Consider the following 20,428-nt stretch of genomic DNA (forward strand, 5'->3'; position numbering starts at 1 on the left):
AATGAAGCTATTCGTTCATCTGGTGTTATTTATTTCGTTATTTATTCCTTATTTTACAAAAGCTGCTTTATATGTTGATATAAAAAAAAGCAGTGTTGGTAACATTGGTCTTGTTGTATCTAAATGTACATGTAAAACAGCGTTGGAAAGCGAATTAAGCGAAAATATTGCAAAGGTAATAGGAACAAATTTATCTAATTGTGGCTTATTTAATGTAAAACGTGGCGCGGAAGCTGAATCTAAATCTTGGAAAAGCGATACTGTAGTCACAGTAAGTTTAAGCGAAATATCTGGTAGTGCATTAGAGCTATCATTTCGTTTATTTGACGCTTTTACAAAAAGAGAATTACTTACTCAGTCAGTTGTTTTTCCAGCAAAAGACTGGAGAAAAATTGGTCACCTCGTTTCGGATGTGATACATGATAGATTAATTGGTGAGAAAGGGCACTTCAACACAAAAATCACGTATATCGCTGAAGAAAAAGATAGCAACTACAAATCTGTGCGTAAAATTGCTGTGATGAATCAAGATGGAAGTAATATAAAATACTTAACAAATGGCGATAGATTTGTGTCAACACCGAGATTCTCACCAAATGGAAAGGGCATTGTTTATATCTCGTACGCAAATGGTAAAAGTTATATAATATTAAAAAATTTAAAAGATAACACTGAATCAATAATCAGCGCATTTGAAGGAGTTGTTTCTGCACCAAGATTTTCTCCCGATGGTAAATCTCTTTTAATTTCCCACTCATTGGGTGGTGAAACGAATATATTATCTTTGGATTTAAGTAGTAAACGAACAAAAAAAATTACTAAAGGTTCAGCTATAAGCACTTCTCCCTCTTTTTCTCCAGATCAAAAGTATATGGCTTTTAGTTCTGATATAAGTGGGAGTCAGCAACTGTACGTTATCGATTTTACTAACAAAAGTAAAAAACCTAAAAGAATTAGTTTTGGAAGTGGAAGATATGCTACGCCTGTTTGGTCGCCAAAAGGAGATCTGATAGCTTTTACAAAGATTCAGTCAGGAAAATTTTACATAGGAGTTATGAAGCCAGATGGCAAAGAAGAACGTCTGCTTTCAGAGGGGCATAAAATTGAATCCCCGGCATGGTTACCAAATGGTAGAGAAATCATTTTTACAAGAACAGAATCACCAAGCAACTCTAAACTATATTTAGTAGACTTAGTAAAGAAAAATCAAAAAATGGTTTCCACTCCCACAAATGCTTCTTTACCGGATTGGTCTTATTTTTGAAAGTAGATCTATTATAGATTTGATATGAGCCTTATTTTACTTTAATTGCTTATAACCTTTGGCACTACGAAATACCCATGCTCAGGTTTTGTATTGGACAATATCTCTTTTTTAATGTTTTGAGAATTTATAACATCATCGCGTACATGAATGTCCTTGTCTATGCTGCCATAACGCATAGGAGAAACACCTTCAGTATTAACTTGCAATAAAGTATCATGTATCCAATCCAGCATTGTCAGTTCTTTGGAGTAGTGATCAATCTCGTCATTTGATAACTTAATCCTTACAAGCTGTGCAATTTTAAGCATTTCTTCTTTGGTAATTGTTATTTTTCTCTTATTTGCAAATTCTATTAGTGAAGTAATAACGTCTTCTGTTGACTTAGCTGGCATCTTTACCTCCTTGGATAAAGTGAGTTAAAATATCTACGACCGAAACAACTTCTATTTTACCAGTTTTTTCAAATTTGTGAAGTATGGTATCCGTAATCACTAATTTATCTAAAGAAGAGGAAGAGATTTTCTCAACTGCACTTCCTGAAAGCACGCCATGTGTGATGCATGAAATTACGGACTTTGCTCCGTGGCCTTTTAAAGCAAGAGCTGCATTACACAATGTTCCACCAGAGTCAACTATATCATCAACAATGACACAATTTTTGTTTGCAACTTCTCCTATTATGTTCATTACTTGAGATGTGCCTGCTTTCTCCCTATATTTATCTACTACAATAATCTTATCACTTAACCCTATCTTGTACTTTTCCTCTAAAGTCTTTGCAAAAGCACGTGCTCTACCAATTGCTCCAACATCAGGTGCAACAATTGCCAAATTTTCCGTGTGTATAGAGTCAACAAATGCTTCAAAGCAGTTCAAATTAGTTATCGGTACATCAAAGAATCCTTCAATTTGACTTGAGTGCAAATCAATAACTGCAACGCTACTTGCACCTGCAGTTTGAATAAGATTTGCAACTAATTTGGCACTTAAAGCAGACTGCACATTATTGTTCTTGATAATTCTATCTTGCCTGCTATATCCATAATAAGGGATAATTACTACTATCCTTTTGGCTCCTAATCTATTTACTGCATCAATTATAAGCAGAAGCTCCATAAGATTATCATTCACAGGGGGAGAAAGAGATTGTATTATATATACTTCTTGATTATATAGATCATTTGCTACTTCTACATTTACCTCACCATCGGTAAACTTTGATATCCAAGCAGAGGATGGTTGAACATCTAGCCGGTTAACTACTGATTCCCCTAATTCCTTACTAGCATTACCTATTATTATCTTCATAACGCACTAATTGAGTTTTTAAGATTATACAGAAATTGTGAAATAATTGAAATGTAAGTGTCTTTATCTAGCATTCTTGTCGGTGAATTAGATACCTCTTGTACAATGACCTGTCATTTTCACGCGTTGTTTCAATATACAGACCCAAATTGAAACAACCATACAAAATCCTGCTTATGTTTCAAGATAAATGACTTTAATGAAATATAATTTATCTAGTCATTTGTATCTGCTAACATACTACACTTCCCATTGTAGAGCCTCTGCAACTTACTGAAATTTATAATCGCTTTATAAAAAGCTTTATACTCTTTGCTTAATTGGAGGCGCTACCTCTGCACTTTCTGCTCTGTCTAGGGTACTACTTGGTTTTTCTGCAGTAATTTTTTGAATGCTACCATCTACCTTATTCTTGATATCTGCTCCATATGATCTTAATACTTCAATAGCTTTCTCGTTTCCACTATTCAGCGCAATATCCAAAGCATCCATTCCATCATTATTTTTGTGGTTGATAAAATTCTCTAACTCAAAGATTTTTATATATTGCTCAATGATGAATTCTACCACTTTTCCAGGGCAATTATTAGCGGCAGGAAAGAGTACTGCATTGTTATTATTGTCTTTCTTTGTTACATCTGCTTTGAGCTTGTCTATCAAATACTTGATAATTTCTATTCTGCTATCATCTTCTGCTTCAGTGCACTGCCTAGAAGCTAAAAACAGAGCTGTTCGCCCATTATTGTCCACATCTTCAATATCTTGTCCCTTATCAATTAAGGCTTGTATTATATTTTTGTTCCCATATAAAGCAGCAAAGTGAAGAGGAGTATACCCTTCGGTACTTTCTCTTTCATTAATCAATGCACCATGGCTAGCTAGTAATTCTATAAATTCTGGCGTATTTGCAAAAACTGCAAAGTGCATTGGTGTTAGATCATCTTTACCATGATTTTGAGTTTTTGCATTAACGTTTGCTCCATTTTTTATCAGCAATTTTGCTATTTCTAATTGTTTGCGTCCGATGGCAATATGCAGTGGCGTACGATTGCGTTCATAATGATCATTGACGTTTGTGCCACATTTTATTAGTAGTTCTGCAGCTTCAATATTACCTTCCTGAATTGCAACGTATAAGGAAGCATATCCATCTTTTGTTTCCTCTGTCATACGAAATTGCAAACATGTTAGTTCATATATTATTAAGGATTATTATTAAGTTTTTATTAATACAATATTAATGTAGCGGGATGACGAGCTTATCGTCATACCACTGCGAACCGTCATACCGCCGCGGTATCTCTAGATCCCGCTAACAAGCAGCGGGATGACGGTTTTTCAAATTATCGTAAGTCAGTTTAGCTATAGCTACAAGTTTCATTCTTCCCTTACAAATAACTTTACTGCGTCCTTTTTTCGGATTCAGAATTAGCAAGAAACGTTCTTGTAAGGTGGTCTACTAAAATTTTGCTTTATAAAACAATGTCTGAACTATGCAATTAATACATTATCAACACAACTGATTCATAAAAGCAAATATTATAACCACGAAGAGAGAAAATGTTATGCTTAGTTTAATAAGAAAGACCTTGAGAAAAAAAATGACTCATCAGGTAAACGATTCGAAATTGAAAGAGAAAGATGAAAAAAGTATTTTAAAATTAGCATCAAAAATAGAAGGCAAAAAAAGTAGCATTGCTGAAGAACTAGAAAAAATATCTGAAAAGGAAAAACAAAGGATTCTTACTACGGAAGTAAGTAAACATCGGGGTAAAGAATCAACTATTATATCACTTGCTTATGCTATACTACGTAAAGATAGTATAGCTGTTGAGAAAATGTTAAGAGTAGCTAAAGAAAACGGTATTCTGAAAGACATTCTTGACGCAACAACAACTATAAAATATCCAGGTGGTCAGGAAGAAACTTGCACACCACTTACTTATGCCATATTATGTAAAAATAGCAAAACTATTGAAGAAACTTTAAAAGTCTCTAAAGAAAACGGTATTCTGAAAGATATTCTTAACGCAACAACAACTATAAAATATCCAGATGGTCGGAAAGCAACTGTTACACCACTTGCTTATGCTATACTATATGAAGATAGTATAGCTATTGAAGAAATTTTAAAAGTCTCTAAGGAGAACGGTATTCTGAAAGATATTCTTAACACAACAGCAACTATAAGATATCCAGATAACAAGGAAGTGACTTACGCGCCACTTGCTTATGCTATGTTCTGGAAGGATAGCAAAGCTATTAAAGAAATTCTAGTAGCAGCTGAAGAGAACAGTATTCTGAAAGATATTCTTAACACAACAACAACCATGAAATATCTAGACCGGGAAGTGACTTACACACCACTTGCTCATGCTATGTTCTGGGAGGATGGCAAAATTATTAAAGAAATTCTAGTAGCAGCTGAAGAGAACAGTATTCTGAAAGATATTCTTGACGCAACAACAACTATAAAATATCTAGATGGTCAAGAAGAAATTTACACACCGCTTACTTACGCCATATCATGTAAAAATAGCAAAACTATTGAAGAAATTTTAAAAGTCTCTAAAGAAAACGATATTCTGAAAGACATTCTTGACGCAACAACAACTATAAAATATCTAGATGGTCAGAAAGAAATTTACACACCGCTTACTTACGCTATATCATGTAAAAATAGCAAAACTATTGAAGAAATTTTAAAAATCTCTAAAGAAAACGGTATTCTGAAAGATATTCTTGATGCAACAACAACTATAAAATGTCCAGATGGTCATGAAGAAACTTGCGCACCGCTTACTTATGCTATACTACGTAAAGATAGTATAGCTGTTGAGAAAATGTTAAGAGTAGCTAAAGAAAACGATATTCTGAAAGACATTCTTGACGCAACAACAACTATAAAACATTCAGATAGCCGGGAAGTAACTTACACACTACTTGCTTATGCTATACTACGTAAAGATAGTATGGCTGTTGAGAAAATGTTAAGAGTAGCTAAAGAAAACGGTATTCTGAAAGACATTCTTGACGCAACAACAACTATAAAATATCCAGATGGTCAGGAAGAAACTTGCACACCACTTGCTTATGCTATACTACGTAAAGATAGTATAGCTGTTGAGAAAATGTTAAGAGTAGCTAAAGAAAACGGTATTCTGAAAGACATTCTTAACACAACAATAACCATAAAACATAAAAATAATCAAAAAGTAACTGATAAGTTACTTGCCGCATTACATGATCGCAAAGTTATTCAAAAAATTTTAGACATAGCTAGAGAAAATGATATTCTGAAAGACATTCTTAATGCAACAATAACTATAAAATATCCAGATAGTGAAGAAAAAATCTACACACCACTTACTTATACAATATCATGTAAAAGCAACGAAGCTTTTAATACAACAAGAGCTATAAATCAAGATGGTCAGGAAAAAACTCACATCCCATTTCCTACCCTTGATAAAAGAGAAACTGAATTAAAATTAAAAGAAAAAAGACAAAGTAGAAGAGATGAGGGATTAAATTTTAACAATGGTAGTAGTGACAAAAATGTTGAAATAAAAGTTAATGGGGATATCTTGTTGCAGCATAGTAGTGGAATTGAAAATGAAATAAATCATACTGCTGTACGTAATGATGTAAGGGGGGTAAAGCCTCTAATAGAAAGTAGAGTAAATGTTAAAGTACAGAATATAAATGCAGTGATTGCAACTTCTGTGACATTTAAAATGATTGCAACTTCTGTGACACTTGAGTTGGTAGCTAGTAAAATAACATGTGTACTGTCAAAACCCACCACTAAATTGGAAGAAGTAGCTATAACATATTTTCAAGGTTTAGCACTATATTTGTGAAACTTAATTTATATGTGCTAAACAAGATGCTGATTAGTTTTATAGCTAACCCAAGAAAGGTTTCCCTACGTCATACCGCCGCGGTATCTCTAGATCCCGCTGCGGGATGACGATTGTCGTTTAGCCATAAATATTTAAGAAATTTACCAAATGAAAAAAAAGGCAAAAGAAGCCCTGGGGTTATTATCTGCTTTAAAATATTGGCGTTTTTTATGTTTTAAACGCTTGACAAGCAAGATTTAGCTGCTTTTAATTGCAACTAACCTATGCTGCAAATGTTTAAGAAATTTACCAAGCAGAAAAAAAGACAAAGAATCCCCGAATTAGCTAGTCTTTTACTATCTCTGTCGAGTATTGGCATTTTTTGATGTCTTGTAACGCTTTATAAGCGCGTTCAGCTTATTTAGATAAAAATCTAGATGTAGATGAAGTTTTGTAAAGACATACAGTATCTATATACTGCAAAAAATTGAACATAAGACGCCGATACATTAAGTAACCCTTACCTTTTAATCTGCAGATTGGCGAAAGCAAATACAATAGCTTCAGTTTCATGATAAGGGGGCTGGCGGAGTTTGTCAAGGAAGTTTTTCGTTTCTGTGAACCACCTGCTAACCGACAGCTAACATTAACTACCGATATCGTATCTGAAGAAGCCCCCTGGCCATTCTAAAAAATTTAATGCTGAGTACACCTTACTTTTGGCTTCCTCTATAGTGCTCCCTTCTGCTACTATATTTAGCACTCTTCCGCCATCGGAAACTAAGTTACCACTTTCATCGAATTTAGTACCAGCATGAAACACCAACACACCAGGAATGCTTTCAATCTTATCTAATCCTTTAATTACTTCTCCCTTTTGATAATCACCCGGATAGCCTTTACTTGCAACAACTACACAAACTGTAGATTTGTTGTTAAGTTCCACCATTTTGACATTTAACTTTCCTTCTGCAACTGACAACATCAATTTTAACAAATCGCAATTTGAATCAAATCTAGGTAATATAGATTGCGTTTCTGGATCACCGAATCTAACGTTATACTCGAGAAGTTTTGGGCTATCTTTGCAAATCATTAAACCAGCAAAGAGTACTCCTTTATAAGACGTACCCATGTTAACCAATGCTTGAGCTGTAGGGTATATTATTTTTTGGATAATTTTTTGCTCCATGTCCTTACTTATAATTGAAGGTGATGAGTACGACCCCATACCTCCAGTATTTTGGCTTTCATTACTTTCATCAACTCTCTTATAATCTTTTGCACACCCAAGAGTTACTACTTTCAACCCATCAATAAGAGCAAAAAAACTTACTTCTTCTCCAATTAAAAATTCTTCTATGATTATTTCTTCACCTGATTCACCAAATTTTTTCTCCACTAGCATTGAATCTATTGCTGAAAAAGCTTCGCTTTCTGTATTACATATAACCACCCCTTTTCCTGCTGCAATTCCATTTGCTTTCACTACAAGTGGAAACTTTATTTTATTGCTACATACAAAATCTTTAGCTAACCCTTCATCAACAAAACACTCGTACTTGGCAGTTGGTATACCATATCGTTTACATAGTCCCTTGGTGAAAGACTTCGATCCCTCAAGTTTTGCAGTTGCTTGACTTGGAGCAAAAACATTTATTCCCTCTGCAACTAAATCATCAGCAAGCCCATCAATTATTGGTTGTTCTGGACCAATAACAACCAACTCTATATTTTCTCTCTTGCAAAATTGTGTAACATCCACTGAATTTTGAATATTTACATCCACAAGAGCCCCAAGATCTTTCATAGCTTGGCGACCAGGAGTTACATATAACTCAGTCAAGATAGGAGATTTTTTTAGAGCCCAAAGTAGAGCGTGCTCACGCCCACCAGAACCTATAACCAGAACCTTCATCTTTATTTCCTCGCTTTTCTATATGTCAAAATTATTATTTGCTTATAACAGTATCATTACTCATGTATTTTTGCAACACGTTTGGTATTGCAATCGACCCGTCAGAATTTTGATAATTCTCCATTATGGCAATAATCGTTCTTCCTATAGCTAAAGCTGAGCCGTTTAAAGTGTGAATATATTTTTTCATCTTTTTATCAGTTTCTGAAGAGTATTTAGCGTTCATCCTTCTTGCTTGAAATGCACCACAATTTGAGCAGCTTGATATTTCTCTATATTTATTTTGCCCAGGTAACCATACCTCTATGTCATAAGTCCTTTGTGCAGCAAAACCCATATCGCCACTGCAAAGCAGCATTACTCTGTATGGCAATTCTAATTTTTTTAATATCTCTTCAGCAACACTCGTCATACGCTCAAGCTCATCATTTGATTGGTCTTCAGTTGTGATGCTTACCAACTCCACTTTACCAAATTGGTGTTGCCTTATCATGCCCCTGGTATCGCGACCTGCACTACCTGCTTCTTTACGAAAGCACTCCGAATATGCAGTAAAGCGAATAGGCAGTTCTTTTTCTTCCATTATTTTGTCAGCAACTAAATTTGTTAAAAACACTTCACTTGTGGGAATCAACCTCAATTCGTCGGTAGTTAAATACGAATCGTCAGAAAATTTCGGTAGCTGACCAACATTATACATAGCTTCGTTTTTCACCAAAGCCGGGTGGTACACCTCAGTATAGCCAAATTCATTAACATGCATTTCAAGCATACAATTTATTAGCGCTCGTCCAAGCTTAGCTAACTGTCCTTTTAATATCGTAAATCTTGATCCGGAAATTCTCGCCGCTTGTTCGAAGTCCATTAAACCTAATTTTTCTCCGAGTTCATAATGAGATTCTGGTACAAAATCAAACTGTCTTTTTCCTCCATATCTTCTCACCTCTAAATTAGAGTTCTCATCTGCGCCTATTGGCACATCTTGCGCAGGAATATTCGGCAAGTTAGATAAAACATTCACTAACTTATCCTTTTCTGCTTGTTCTTTTAAGCTGATTGCCTCTATCTCATTTGTGATGCTTTTTGACAACTCTATTTGCTCTTCACAGGGGCTCTTGCTCATTTTAAGCTTTTTTATTTCCTCTGTGATTTCATTGCGCTGCCTATTCAAATCCTGCAGTTTAGTGGTTAATGATCTTTTCTCGTGATCGATTTCTAATATCTCTTCCGCAGTAGATTCTCTAATTCCCCTGCTTTTCATTGCCTTTTCAAATCCTTCAGGGTTTTTGCGTATATATTCTATATCGTGCATATATTGTGCTATTACTAACATTGTTACTGTACTCCAAAAGCTCTTAATATTCAATATATTCTCATACTACTAAAATTATTATGGTTGATTTTTTTGTTAGAATTTGTTTAAATTTAATTAACTTAGCGTTCATAGGGTGTAGTATGTTGGGCATTACAAAAAATAATCAGAAAGAGAGCACTTACTTTGCTGGTGAGGAATTCGTTATCTACGCTACTTGTGTATGCCTAGCAGCCACATTCGCTGCTGGCTGTTTAGGGGCGGTAATAGGATCCCCTCTATTGACCTTTCCACTTGCTATGCTCATCTCTAACCCCGTAGTTTGGGTTTTAATGGGAACAATTCTTACAGTAGCATACAAAATGGTTGTTGAACCTTTATTTTACTTAGCGAAGGGTTATATTAATGGAAAAAGAGCAAGTCAAGGTGAGCAAAAAACTCCAGATGAGGATAGTGGTATTTTTCCTGGACCAGATAATGAAGATGGGTCAACTGTTTCAGAGAACAGTAGTCGCAGAAGTTCTATTGCTTCAAAAGATAGTGGTTTGGGTGGTAAAGAGTTTCATGAAAATTTGGACACTCTTGTGCATCAGACAAACAGAGGAAATTATGCTTACTGGTTATGTGATGATGACATTACACATATTGCAAGAGTTGTGTATGGGTACTCACAAAGTGAACATAGTAATAATAATGTCTATTTTCTTGCTCCTAGCTATTCTAATGGTTGGGACGAACTCACAAAAGAATTTCTTCAGAATTATAGAGGTGAATTAAAACAAAATTCTAAATTGATATTTACTTCGGTTCTTCATATTAACAACAATCATTGGGTAACTTTGGTTATTAAACCTGATGCAGGTGATAAAAAATTTAGAGCTTATTACTGTGACTCATTTGGTAATCAATTGCCAGATAATGTGCTAAATATTGTTAAAAGAGAACTGCAAAAAGAGGAATGGGTATTAGACATAAGAATTTCCCCAACTAAGCAGCAAAGTGACGGGTATAACTGTGGAATATTTGCGTTAGAAAATGCTCATAAAATTACACAAATGCTTAACGAAGACAAATCATTTGACGAAATTGACAAAAAGTTATCAGAATATAAATTTGATTTGAATGAGAAAAGAGAAGAATTTACAAGAGCGCTTATGGAAGATGAGAAATGTAAGGAAGATCTAAGAAATCGTAAGCGTCCGCCAAGGACGAAAACATCTCAGTCTTCTATTTCAAGGGAGAATGCAAGTTTGTGTTGCATTATGTAATCAATGAAAAATTACCATTGACCTTATGCCCCTCCAAATAGGAAATTTGACAATTGATTCTCCAGTTATTTTAGCTCCAATGTCTGGAGTGACTGATTATCCGTTTAGAAGTATTGTGAAGAAACTTGGTGCAAGTTTGTTAGTTTCAGAGATGATCGCAAGCAGAGCTATGATTATGCAAACTCGCCAGAGTTTGCAAAAAGCAAAAGTCGATGCATTAACTGCTGTGCAGCTTGCTGGGTGTGAGCCAGATGTTATGGCGGAGGCTGCAAAATTAAACGAGGACATGGGAGCAAAAATTATAGACATAAACTTTGGTTGCCCTGTTAAAAAAGTTGTAAACGGTTATGCAGGATCAGCGCTAATGCGTGATGAGAAAAAAGCCGCTGAGATAATTGAAGCTGTGGTCAAAGCAGTGAATATGACAGTTACGGTGAAAATGCGCACTGGATGGAACGATGAAAATCGCAATGCCCCGAGACTTGCGAAAATTGCCGAAGACTTAGGAGCAAAAATGATCACTGTGCATGGAAGAACAAGAGCGCAGCTTTATAATGGTCAAGCAGATTGGAAATTCGTTAGAAATGTTAAAGAGCAAGTGAAAATTCCAGTTATAGTAAATGGCGATATTAAAAATTTAAATGATATTCAGAATGCTCTCAAAGAATCTGGAGCAGACGGAGTGATGATAGGTCGTGGTGCCTACGGTAAACCTTGGCTGATTAATCAAGCAATGAACTTTCTCAGTGGAAGTGAAACTTCTGAGCCAACAGCTTCAGAGAGATTAAGCATCATACTCGAGCATTACGACAATATTCTTGAGTACTATGGAAATGACACAGGAATAAAGATGGCCCGCAAACACATAGGTTGGTACAGTAGCGGGCTTCAAGGCTCATCTGAATTTCGTGTGAGAGTAAATAACATGACAGATAGCACAGAAGTGAAAGAAAATATTATTGGCTTTTTTGGTCAAGAGACACACTAGCTGTACTCAATTCGACTGATCGTATGCCACTACGCTCTCTTCCTCACCAGAGTGTAAATGACAACCATTATCCATCAACCATTCCTCGTCATAAGTTTCAATATCAAAATATTTTTCATATTTATCCACATTATCACAAAGTGAAAGTGCTCTGATCTTATTCATAATCAAACCTGTACCAGCAGGAATTAATCTTCCTACTATAACATTTTCTTTTAATCCACTTAAAGGATCACTCTTCCCGCAGAATGCTGCTTCTGTAAGTACTTTTGTTGTCTCTTGGAAAGAGGCAGCAGAAATAAAGGAGCTAGTTTCAAGACTTGCCCTAGTAATCCCCTGCAGAATAGGAAGATAATGAGTAGGCCGTTTGCCAGAGTTACTCATAGCATCATTTTCCCTATCAACTTCCAGCTTGTCAATGCTTTCGCCAACCAAGTACATAGTATCACCAGGATCAGTAATTTCCACTTTTTGTAGCATTTGTTTTAAGATCACCTCTAAATGCTTATTGTCTATACGAACACCCTGCAATCTATAAACTTGCTGTATTTCAGAAATCATATAGTGCGCTAAAGCTTCTAACCCAAGCACACGTAAAATATCATGGAGATCAGGGTCACCATCCATCAATAGATCACCTTTACGTACAAAATCACCTTCATTGACTATTACATGCTTACTTCTTGATACCAAATATTCAACTGGAGAAATTTGTTCATCTACAGGTTTAATTAATATACTGCGTTTTCCTCTACGGTCTTTTTCAGAAAACGCTACATAGCCATCTATCTCACTAACAATAGCATGCTCTTTAGGACGACGTGCTTCAAATAACTCTATAACCCTCGGTAAACCACCAGTAATATCACGAGTTTTAACTGACTCTCTTGGTGTTCTTGTAATAACATCACCTGCATGAACCTTCTGGCCATCTTGTACATTGAGCACTGCACCGATTGGTATAAAATAACATGCTTCAACGCCACTTGCGAGTGTCATTACTTTACCATTATCGTCAAGCAGCACAATACGAGGACGTAAATTAGCTCCACCAGAATGCAATTTCCAGTCTTTTACTACTTTGCTTGATATTCCTGTAGATTCATCCATCACTTCAGTGATCGAAATTCCATCTTTTAATTCCTGATAAGACACTGTACCAGTCTTCTCCGTGATAATAGGCAATGTATAAGGATCCCATTCCGCAACTTTATCGCCAATTTTTACTGACCCACTCTCATCTACATAAAGCTTAGCGCCGTAAGGTACACTGTGCTTCAACTTCTCACTACCAAGGCTATCAATCAACACGACTTCACAGGAACGGCTTATCACAATTTTATTTCCGTTTCTATCTATAATTATATTACTATTGTTTAACTTTATTTTAGCATTAATAGAAGCTATAATATTCGAGGATTCAACGCCTCTAGTCATTACTCCACCTATATGAAAAGTACGCATCGTTAACTGAGTACCTGGCTCTCCAACAGATTGAGCAGCTATAACACCAACTGCTTCACCTATTGAAACAATTTTACCAGTTGCAAGGTCTCTTCCATAACATAAAGAACATACACCAGGACTTATTTCACAAGTTAAAGGCGATCTAATTTTTACAACATCAAGACCTGCAATGCTGATTTGCTTTACTTTATCCTCATCAATTAATTCCCCTGCTTTTACTAATAATTCTTTTGTCACTGGGTTATATATATCATTTGCAGCTGTTCTACCCAGCACAACACTCTCTAGAGATGCAACTATAGTACTTCCTTCAACTGTAGCTCTCACAACAAGACCATTTTTTGTTTTACAGTCATGCTTTATAACTATGCAATTTTGAGATACATCAACTAAACGACGAGTTAAGTATCCAGAGTTTGCAGTTTTAAGTGCAGTGTCAGCTAAACCTTTACGCGCACCGTGAGTAGAATTAAAGTATTCAAATACGTTCAATCCTTCACGGAAATTAGAAATTATAGGTGTTTCTATAATCTCACCAGAAGGTTTGGTCATGAGCCCTCGCATTCCTGCTAGCTGTTTCATCTGTGAAGTAGAACCCCTTGCACCAGAGTTAACCATCATATACACTGAGTTGTACTTACTATTTCCATCATATATAGATATTGCTTTTAACATATCATTAGCTATCATATCCGTACACTTAGACCATTCATCTATAACCTTGTTATACCTCTCACTTCTAGTTATTAGCCCATCTTGATATTGCATAGAGAATTTCTTAATTTCACCCCTCGCGTGATCAACATGTGTAGCTTTAGTTTCAGGTATAACCATATCACAACGACCAAAAGAGACACCAGAAAATGTGGCATACTCAAAGCCAAGTACCATTAATTTATCAGAAAATGCCACTGTAGCACTTTGACCACAGTTACGATATACCAAATCAACTATACCAGTTATTTCCTTGACTGTTAATATCTGATTTATTAGATCGAAGCCTAGATTCTCATGCTTAGGAAAAATTTGCCATAATATTAAACGGCCAGGAGTTGTACAAACAGTTTTATAGTGAGTTTCACCGCTGCTATTAATATACTCCATCCTATACTTTATACTAGAATGAATATGTAAAGTACCATCACTCAAGGAATGCTCAACTTCACAAAAAGCACCAAAAGATGGTAAATTATCTTCCTTAGGTTCTTGTAAAGTCAGATAATATATACCAAGTACTATATCTTTACTAGGAACTATAATCGGTCTGCCATTAGAAGGACTTAAAACGTTATTAGTGGACATCATCAACACCCTAGCTTCAAGCTGAGCTTCCAATGAAATTGGCACATGCACTGCCATTTGATCACCATCAAAATCAGCATTAAACGCCGTACAGACAAGCGGATGAAGCTGTATTGCTTTGCCTTCAATAAGGATTGGCTCAAAAGCCTGAATACCAAGTCTATGTAGCGTAGGCGCTCTATTCAACAAAACAGGATGCTCTTTTATTACCTCTTCAAGCATATCCCAAACTTCTGGTTTTTCTGCTCTTATCAACTTACTAGCAAACTTAATAGTTGGAGCCATACCATACATCTTAAGCTTTGAGTAAACAAAAGGTTTGAATAGTTCAAGAGCCATTCTTTTTGGTAATCCACACTGATTTAGTTTCAAAGTTGGACCAACAACTATTACAGAACGTCCAGAGTAATCTACCCTTTTTCCTAAGAGGTTCTGGCGAAAACGACCCTGTTTTCCTTTTAACATATCACTAATGGACTTTTTATATCCAACAGCACCAGCTTTATTTACCAAAGTATTACGACGACTATTATCAAAAAGAGAATCAACTGCTTCTTGTAACATCCTTTTTTCATTACGAATCATAATCTCAGGAGGATTTAAGCTCAACAATTTCCTCAACCTGTTATTTCTATTAATAATAGTCCTATAATGATGATTCAGATCAGAAACTGCAGGACGACCACTCTCAAGCGATACCAAAGGACGCAAATCAGGTGGTAAAATAGGTATAGTTGTAAGTATCATCCACTCAGGCCTATTTCCAGATTTAATGAAGTTTTCAACAATACGCAATCTCTTTATAATTTTCTTTCTTCTTATCTCAGAAGCAACAGATTCTAATTCTAGTCTTAAATCCTTCCTAATTTCATGTAAATCAAGGCGCGTTAGCAACTCTCTTATAGCTTCAACACCTTGCATAGCTACAAAACTATCGATCCCATAGCTATCTTTAGCTTCATTATAAGCTTTTTCACTAATAATCTCACCTTTTTCAAAAGGCGAAACAAGAGGATCTATTACGATATAATTATCGCTATATAAAATATTCTCAATATCTCTGAGAGACATATCCAATAATGCTCCAATTCTTGAAGGAAGCGATTTCAAAAACCATATATGAGCAACAGGAGATGCAAGCTCTATATGACCCATCCTTTCTCTTCTTACTTTAGAAGATGTAACTTCTACTCCGCATTTTTCGCATATGCGACCTCTGTGTCTTCTTTTTTTGTATTTTCCACATAAACATTCATCGTCATTGACAGGGCCAAAAACCTTAGGGCAAAATAATCCACCTTTCTCAACTTTGAACGTACGATAATTTGCAGTTGAAACATCTTCTATCTCACCACAAGATATACGCTTAATACTTTCAGGGCTAGCAATCGATATGCTAACCTCATTAAAAGGTTGTGCAATGTTAGTGTGAGATATATCTTCAATCACTACATCATTTTGCTTTAAATCTACATTTAAACATAAAGAACGTAGTTCTTTTATCATCACATTAAAGGATTCAGGAATTCCACATTCAAAATTACTGTCACCTTTTATTATCGATTCATAAATCTTAACTCTACCATTAATATCATCAGACTTCACAGTTAACATTTCCTGCAAAGTATAAGCAGCACCATAGGCTTGTAATGCCCAACATTCCATTTCACCAAAACGCTGACCACCAAAATGAGATTTTCCTCCAAGAGGTTGTTGAGTAACCAAACTATAAGGCCCTACTGAACGCGCATGAATTTTACCATCAACCAAGTGGTGCAACTTAAGCATGTACATGTAACCAACTGTAACCTTGCGGTCGAATTTTTCACCACTGCAACCGTCATATAATACAGCTTGTCCAGAGTTATCTAAACCAGCAAGTTCAAATAATTTTGCTATTTGTTCATCTTTTGGACCCTCAAATACAGGTGCAGCAACAGGAACGCCATCACGTAATTTGCGTGCAAATTCAATGAGATTATTATCACTAATATTACGAATATCATTACAGATAGATACGTTACTGCCATAGCTATAAACCTCAATCAGGAAGTTACGTAAATTGCTGTATGAACTTTTACAAGAGTTCAAATAGTTCTCTACTAACTCATTCAACTCGTCATTTAGTGCATTCTTATTAGGTGTATTTAAAACAGAAGCCGTTATTTCATCATCATCAATATTTTCAATTTTTTTATTATCAAGGTATGCTACTGCAAATTGTGTAAAATTATCATCGTTAAGGGACCTAATTCCCTTGCAAAAAGCACTTTTGATCTTATTGATCTCATCGAGAATATTACTTACCTTTTCCCCTAATTTTCTACAAGCCCAACCTACATGCGTTTCCAGTATTTGCCCTACATTCATTCGTGAAGGAACACCAAGAGGGTTAAGAATAATATCAACAGGAGTACCATCTTCCAAATAAGGCATATCTTCCACTGGCACAACTCGAGAAATCACACCTTTATTTCCATGTCTACCAGCCATTTTATCCCCTGGTTGCAGACTATGTTTCACAGCAATGAAAACTTTTACTGACATCGACACACCTTGAGGCAGGTCATAACCTTCATGTAATTTTTCTACTTTTCGCTTAAACTGTGCTATTGCATGTGATACTTTTTCATCAAAATCTTTTTTTAAGCTCTTAACTTGCTCAGAAATGGATTGGTTTTTTAATCCTATACCCCACCATTGCTCACGTTCAATAGAGTCAAATTTTTCTCGATCTTGAGAACCAGAATTAATAAGAAGTTTCTTCAGTTCATCATAGAAATATTCACTAGTAACATTGATTATATAATCTCGCTCTTCCTCAAAGTCATTTATCTCTTTTTGTTTGATGAGTAATGCCCTTTCATTTTCTTCAACCCCCCTGCGTGTAAAGACTTGTACATCAATTACTGTCCCTTCAACATCTGGAGATGTATATAAAGAGGAATCCGCACAATCGAATGACTTTTCACCAAAAATTGTCATTAATAACTTCGTTTCAGGAGGCAATGAAAGAGAAGGTTTAGGTGTAACTTTACCTACCAGAATATAGCCTGGACCAACTCTTGTACCAATTTTCACTATACCACTATCATCCAAGTGATATAGATTTTCTTCATTAACACCAGGTATAGCACGAGTTATTTTTTCTGATCCTAAAGGGGTATCATGTACAACACAGTCAAATTCTTCTATATGAATAGAAGTAAAGAGATCTTTTTTAACAACTTCACTAGAAATAATAATAGAGTCTTCAAAATTATAACCTTGCCAAGACATAAAAGCGACTAGCAAATTTTTACCAAGCGCCAACTCACCACTGTTAATTGCAGGACCATCAGCTATTACATCACCCTTTTTAACATAATCACCTACGCACACTAGCGGTCTTTGATTAATACAAGTATTATGGTTAGAACGCTGAAATTTCCTTAGATGATAAATATCTACGTCCAAGTAGTTAACCCTTTCTTTATCAAAAGCACGTATAACTATAGAGTTACTATCAGAACTATCAACTATGCCATCGCGTTTTGCTAAAACTACAGCACCAGAGCCAGAAGCTACAAAAGACTCCATACCAGTAGCAACCAGAGGAGCGGTAGGCTTCAATAAAGGTACGGCCTGACGTTGCATATTTGAGCCCATTAATGCTCTATTAGCATCATCATTTTCTAAAAATGGAATCAAGGAAGCTGCAACTGATATTACCTGCTTAGGAGATACGTCAATGTAACTAACTTGGTCGCTACTTACCATGACGAAGCTACCAGCATATCTACAGTATAGCATGTCATCAACAAAGCAATTATTTTCATCAAGCTTTACGCTAGTGTCAGCTATATGATGTGAGCCTTCGTCTATAGCAGAAAGATACTCAATTTGATCAGTAACAACCCTATTGACTACTTTTCTATAAGGGCTTTCAATGAAACCATATTTATTAATACGCGCGTATATAGCTAAGCTGTTGATTAACCCTATATTTTGCCCTTCAGGAGTCTCAATAGGGCAAATTCTTCCATAATGAGTTGGATGAACATCACGCACCTCAAATCCTGCCCGTTCTCTTGTTAAACCGCCAGGACCTAACGCGGATAACCTTCTTTTATGTGTTATTTCAGATAACGGATTAGTCTGATCCATAAATTGAGATAATTGAGAAGAATTGAAGAAATCTCTTAAGACATTAGTTAACACTTTTGGATTAATAAAATCAGATGGAGAAACTTTATCTAAACTAGAAGTGGACATAGAATCAACTATTGCGCGTTCCAATTTCAACAACCCAGTTCTAAATTGATTTTCTATAAACTCTCCAACTGATCTTACTCTTCTGTTTCCTAAATGATCAATATCATCTACAGATCCTTGACCGTCACGTAACAATACTATTTTTTTCACAATTTCAATAATATCTTCATGCGTTAAAACAGTTAAATCCTCATCATAATTTAATCCAAGGTAAGAGTTAAGCTTCAACCTACCAATGTTAGACAAATCATAATATTCCGGACTGAAGAAAAGATTACGGAAAAACTCTTCTACTATCTCTAAAACAGGAACTTCACCAGGACGCAAAACTCTATATATTTCATATAGTGCATCCTGATAAGACATGTTTTCATCTAAGAAAAGCGTATTTAATATATAAGGTCCAACAAACAAATTATCTATGTTCAACACTGATATTTCATCTACAGATAATAACTCAAGCTTCTTTATGTCTTCCAGCTTTATAGATTCACCAGCAGATAAAATTTTCGTAGAGCTAGCACTATCCATTAAATCTTCTGCGAGGAATAAACCACATATAGAATTAAACGGAACCAGATACTCTTTCAATTCATTATCATATAGCTTTTTAGCTAGTCTTGAGGTAATACGAACGTTAGCTTTAAGCAGCACATTACCTTCAATATCCATTAAGTCGAAAGGCAGCCTCACTCCTTTAAATTTATCAGGAACAAAAGGCACTTTCCAACCATCTTTATGTTTTACATACTTTATTTTCTCATAAAATCTATCGAGTATATCATTATTTGATAGACCCAACGCCTTTAATAAAACTGAAATTGGCAATTTTCTTTTTCTATCAACACGAAAATACAAATGGTCTTTAACATCAAATTCAATATCAAGCCAAGAACCCCTATAAGGAATAATTCTAGCAGAATAGATCAATTTACCAGAATTGTAAGTTTTTCCCTTATCGCTATCAAAAAATACACCAGGAGACCTATGCATTTGTGAGACGATAACTTTTTCCACACCATTAATGATGAAAGTGCCCTTATCAGTCATCATAGGCAACCCACAAAAGTGGACTTTCTGCTCTTCTATAGATTTTACAACGGTTGCAAGTTTAGAATGATCTCCACTCTCTTTAATCGATTTATATTCATCAAGAGAAATACCATCCTGCATAACAACAAGACGTATAGAAGCAATAACCTGAGCAGAAAAAGTTACACCACGCTTTATACACTCAGATTCATCATACTTAGGATCATCTACCCTACAACTTATAAACTCAATAGTAGCCCTACGCAAAGGATCATTTATTGGAAAGATTGTATGAAAGATAACTTCAAGTCTTTCATTACCCTTATTCTTAGGAGTAAAAGAATCATATGATTCTTTTTGAACCTTAACCAAATCCAATAAAGAATCTTTTAAATCAATCGACCTAGAATAAGAAACTCTAGGAACAAAAGCACCAGAAGCGTACATATAAGAAGAATCAACCATTA

At 35.4% G+C, this 20,428-nt stretch carries 10 protein-coding genes; 4 read left to right on the plus strand and 6 right to left on the minus strand.

All coding sequences use genetic code 11. The features are described from left to right. Position 1 precedes the first annotated feature (1 nt). Entirely contained in the window at positions 2-1,264 is a 1,263-nt protein-coding gene (locus ABWU48_RS05120; protein WP_006279726.1) for a Tol-Pal system protein TolB, read from the plus strand. A 41-nt stretch (positions 1,265-1,305) separates the two neighbouring features. Here the strand turns inward: ABWU48_RS05120 and gatC are convergent, their stop codons facing one another. From gatC to ABWU48_RS05135, 3 genes are all read right to left on the minus strand, one after another. Beyond that, complete coding sequence (gatC, locus tag ABWU48_RS05125) at positions 1,306-1,659, minus strand: Asp-tRNA(Asn)/Glu-tRNA(Gln) amidotransferase subunit GatC (RefSeq protein ID WP_010962323.1); 354 nt, start codon at positions 1,657-1,659, stop codon at positions 1,306-1,308. Further along, positions 1,649-2,575, minus strand: coding sequence for a ribose-phosphate diphosphokinase (locus tag ABWU48_RS05130; RefSeq protein ID WP_209473167.1), 927 nt, complete (start codon positions 2,573-2,575; stop codon positions 1,649-1,651). The genes gatC and ABWU48_RS05130 overlap by 11 nt, the downstream gene beginning before the upstream one ends. A gap of 303 nt (positions 2,576-2,878) precedes the next feature. Then, a complete protein-coding gene (locus ABWU48_RS05135) occupies positions 2,879-3,745 on the minus strand; it encodes an ankyrin repeat domain-containing protein (RefSeq protein WP_353288315.1) in 867 nt (288 codons plus the stop codon). A gap of 395 nt (positions 3,746-4,140) precedes the next feature. Between ABWU48_RS05135 and ABWU48_RS05140 the strand changes: the two genes are divergently transcribed. Next, a complete protein-coding gene (locus tag ABWU48_RS05140; protein ID WP_353288316.1) occupies positions 4,141-6,438 on the plus strand; it encodes a hypothetical protein in 2,298 nt (765 codons plus the stop codon). A 628-nt stretch (positions 6,439-7,066) separates the two neighbouring features. Here the strand turns inward: ABWU48_RS05140 and purD are convergent. After that, on the minus strand, positions 7,067-8,338 hold the full coding sequence (purD, locus tag ABWU48_RS05145; protein ID WP_353288317.1) for a phosphoribosylamine--glycine ligase: 1,272 nt from the start codon (positions 8,336-8,338) through the stop codon (positions 7,067-7,069). A 34-nt stretch (positions 8,339-8,372) separates the two neighbouring features. Further along, complete coding sequence (serS, locus tag ABWU48_RS05150; protein WP_038198549.1) at positions 8,373-9,650, minus strand: serine--tRNA ligase; 1,278 nt, start codon at positions 9,648-9,650, stop codon at positions 8,373-8,375. Between the two features lie 80 nt (positions 9,651-9,730). Between serS and ABWU48_RS05155 the strand changes: the two genes are divergently transcribed. Then, complete coding sequence (locus ABWU48_RS05155) at positions 9,731-10,918, plus strand: Ulp1 family isopeptidase (RefSeq protein ID WP_353286167.1); 1,188 nt, start codon at positions 9,731-9,733, stop codon at positions 10,916-10,918. A 25-nt stretch (positions 10,919-10,943) separates the two neighbouring features. Continuing rightward, complete coding sequence (gene dusB / locus ABWU48_RS05160; RefSeq protein ID WP_353288318.1) at positions 10,944-11,906, plus strand: tRNA dihydrouridine synthase DusB; 963 nt, start codon at positions 10,944-10,946, stop codon at positions 11,904-11,906. Positions 11,907-11,912: 6 nt separating this feature from the next. Here the strand turns inward: dusB and ABWU48_RS05165 are convergent, their stop codons facing one another. Next, the gene (locus tag ABWU48_RS05165) at positions 11,913-20,426 is read right to left on the minus strand and encodes a DNA-directed RNA polymerase subunit beta/beta' (protein ID WP_353288319.1); all 8,514 of its coding nucleotides are present in this window, start codon (positions 20,424-20,426) and stop codon (positions 11,913-11,915) included. Between the last annotated feature and the right edge of the window lie 2 nt (positions 20,427-20,428).

It is taken from the genome of Wolbachia endosymbiont (group A) of Tromatobia lineatoria (genome assembly GCF_964028565.1).
Lineage (GTDB): Bacteria > Pseudomonadota > Alphaproteobacteria > Rickettsiales > Anaplasmataceae > Wolbachia > Wolbachia pipientis.

Bases quoted from the DNA above. Each gene is read 5' to 3' on its own strand.
- ABWU48_RS05120 (WP_006279726.1), top strand. From the start codon at position 2: ATGAAGCTATTCGTTCATCTGGTGTTATTTATTTCGTTATTTATTCCT.
- gatC (WP_010962323.1), bottom strand. From the start codon at position 1,659: ATGCCAGCTAAGTCAACAGAAGACGTTATTACTTCACTAATAGAATTT.
- ABWU48_RS05130 (WP_209473167.1), bottom strand. From the start codon at position 2,575: ATGAAGATAATAATAGGTAATGCTAGTAAGGAATTAGGGGAATCAGTA.
- ABWU48_RS05135 (WP_353288315.1), bottom strand. From the start codon at position 3,745: ATGACAGAGGAAACAAAAGATGGATATGCTTCCTTATACGTTGCAATT.
- ABWU48_RS05140 (WP_353288316.1), top strand. From the start codon at position 4,141: ATGCTTAGTTTAATAAGAAAGACCTTGAGAAAAAAAATGACTCATCAG.
- purD (WP_353288317.1), bottom strand. From the start codon at position 8,338: ATGAAGGTTCTGGTTATAGGTTCTGGTGGGCGTGAGCACGCTCTACTT.
- serS (WP_038198549.1), bottom strand. From the start codon at position 9,650: ATGCACGATATAGAATATATACGCAAAAACCCTGAAGGATTTGAAAAG.
- ABWU48_RS05155 (WP_353286167.1), top strand. From the start codon at position 9,731: ATGGTTGATTTTTTTGTTAGAATTTGTTTAAATTTAATTAACTTAGCG.
- dusB (WP_353288318.1), top strand. From the start codon at position 10,944: ATGCCCCTCCAAATAGGAAATTTGACAATTGATTCTCCAGTTATTTTA.
- ABWU48_RS05165 (WP_353288319.1), bottom strand. From the start codon at position 20,426: ATGGTTGATTCTTCTTATATGTACGCTTCTGGTGCTTTTGTTCCTAGA.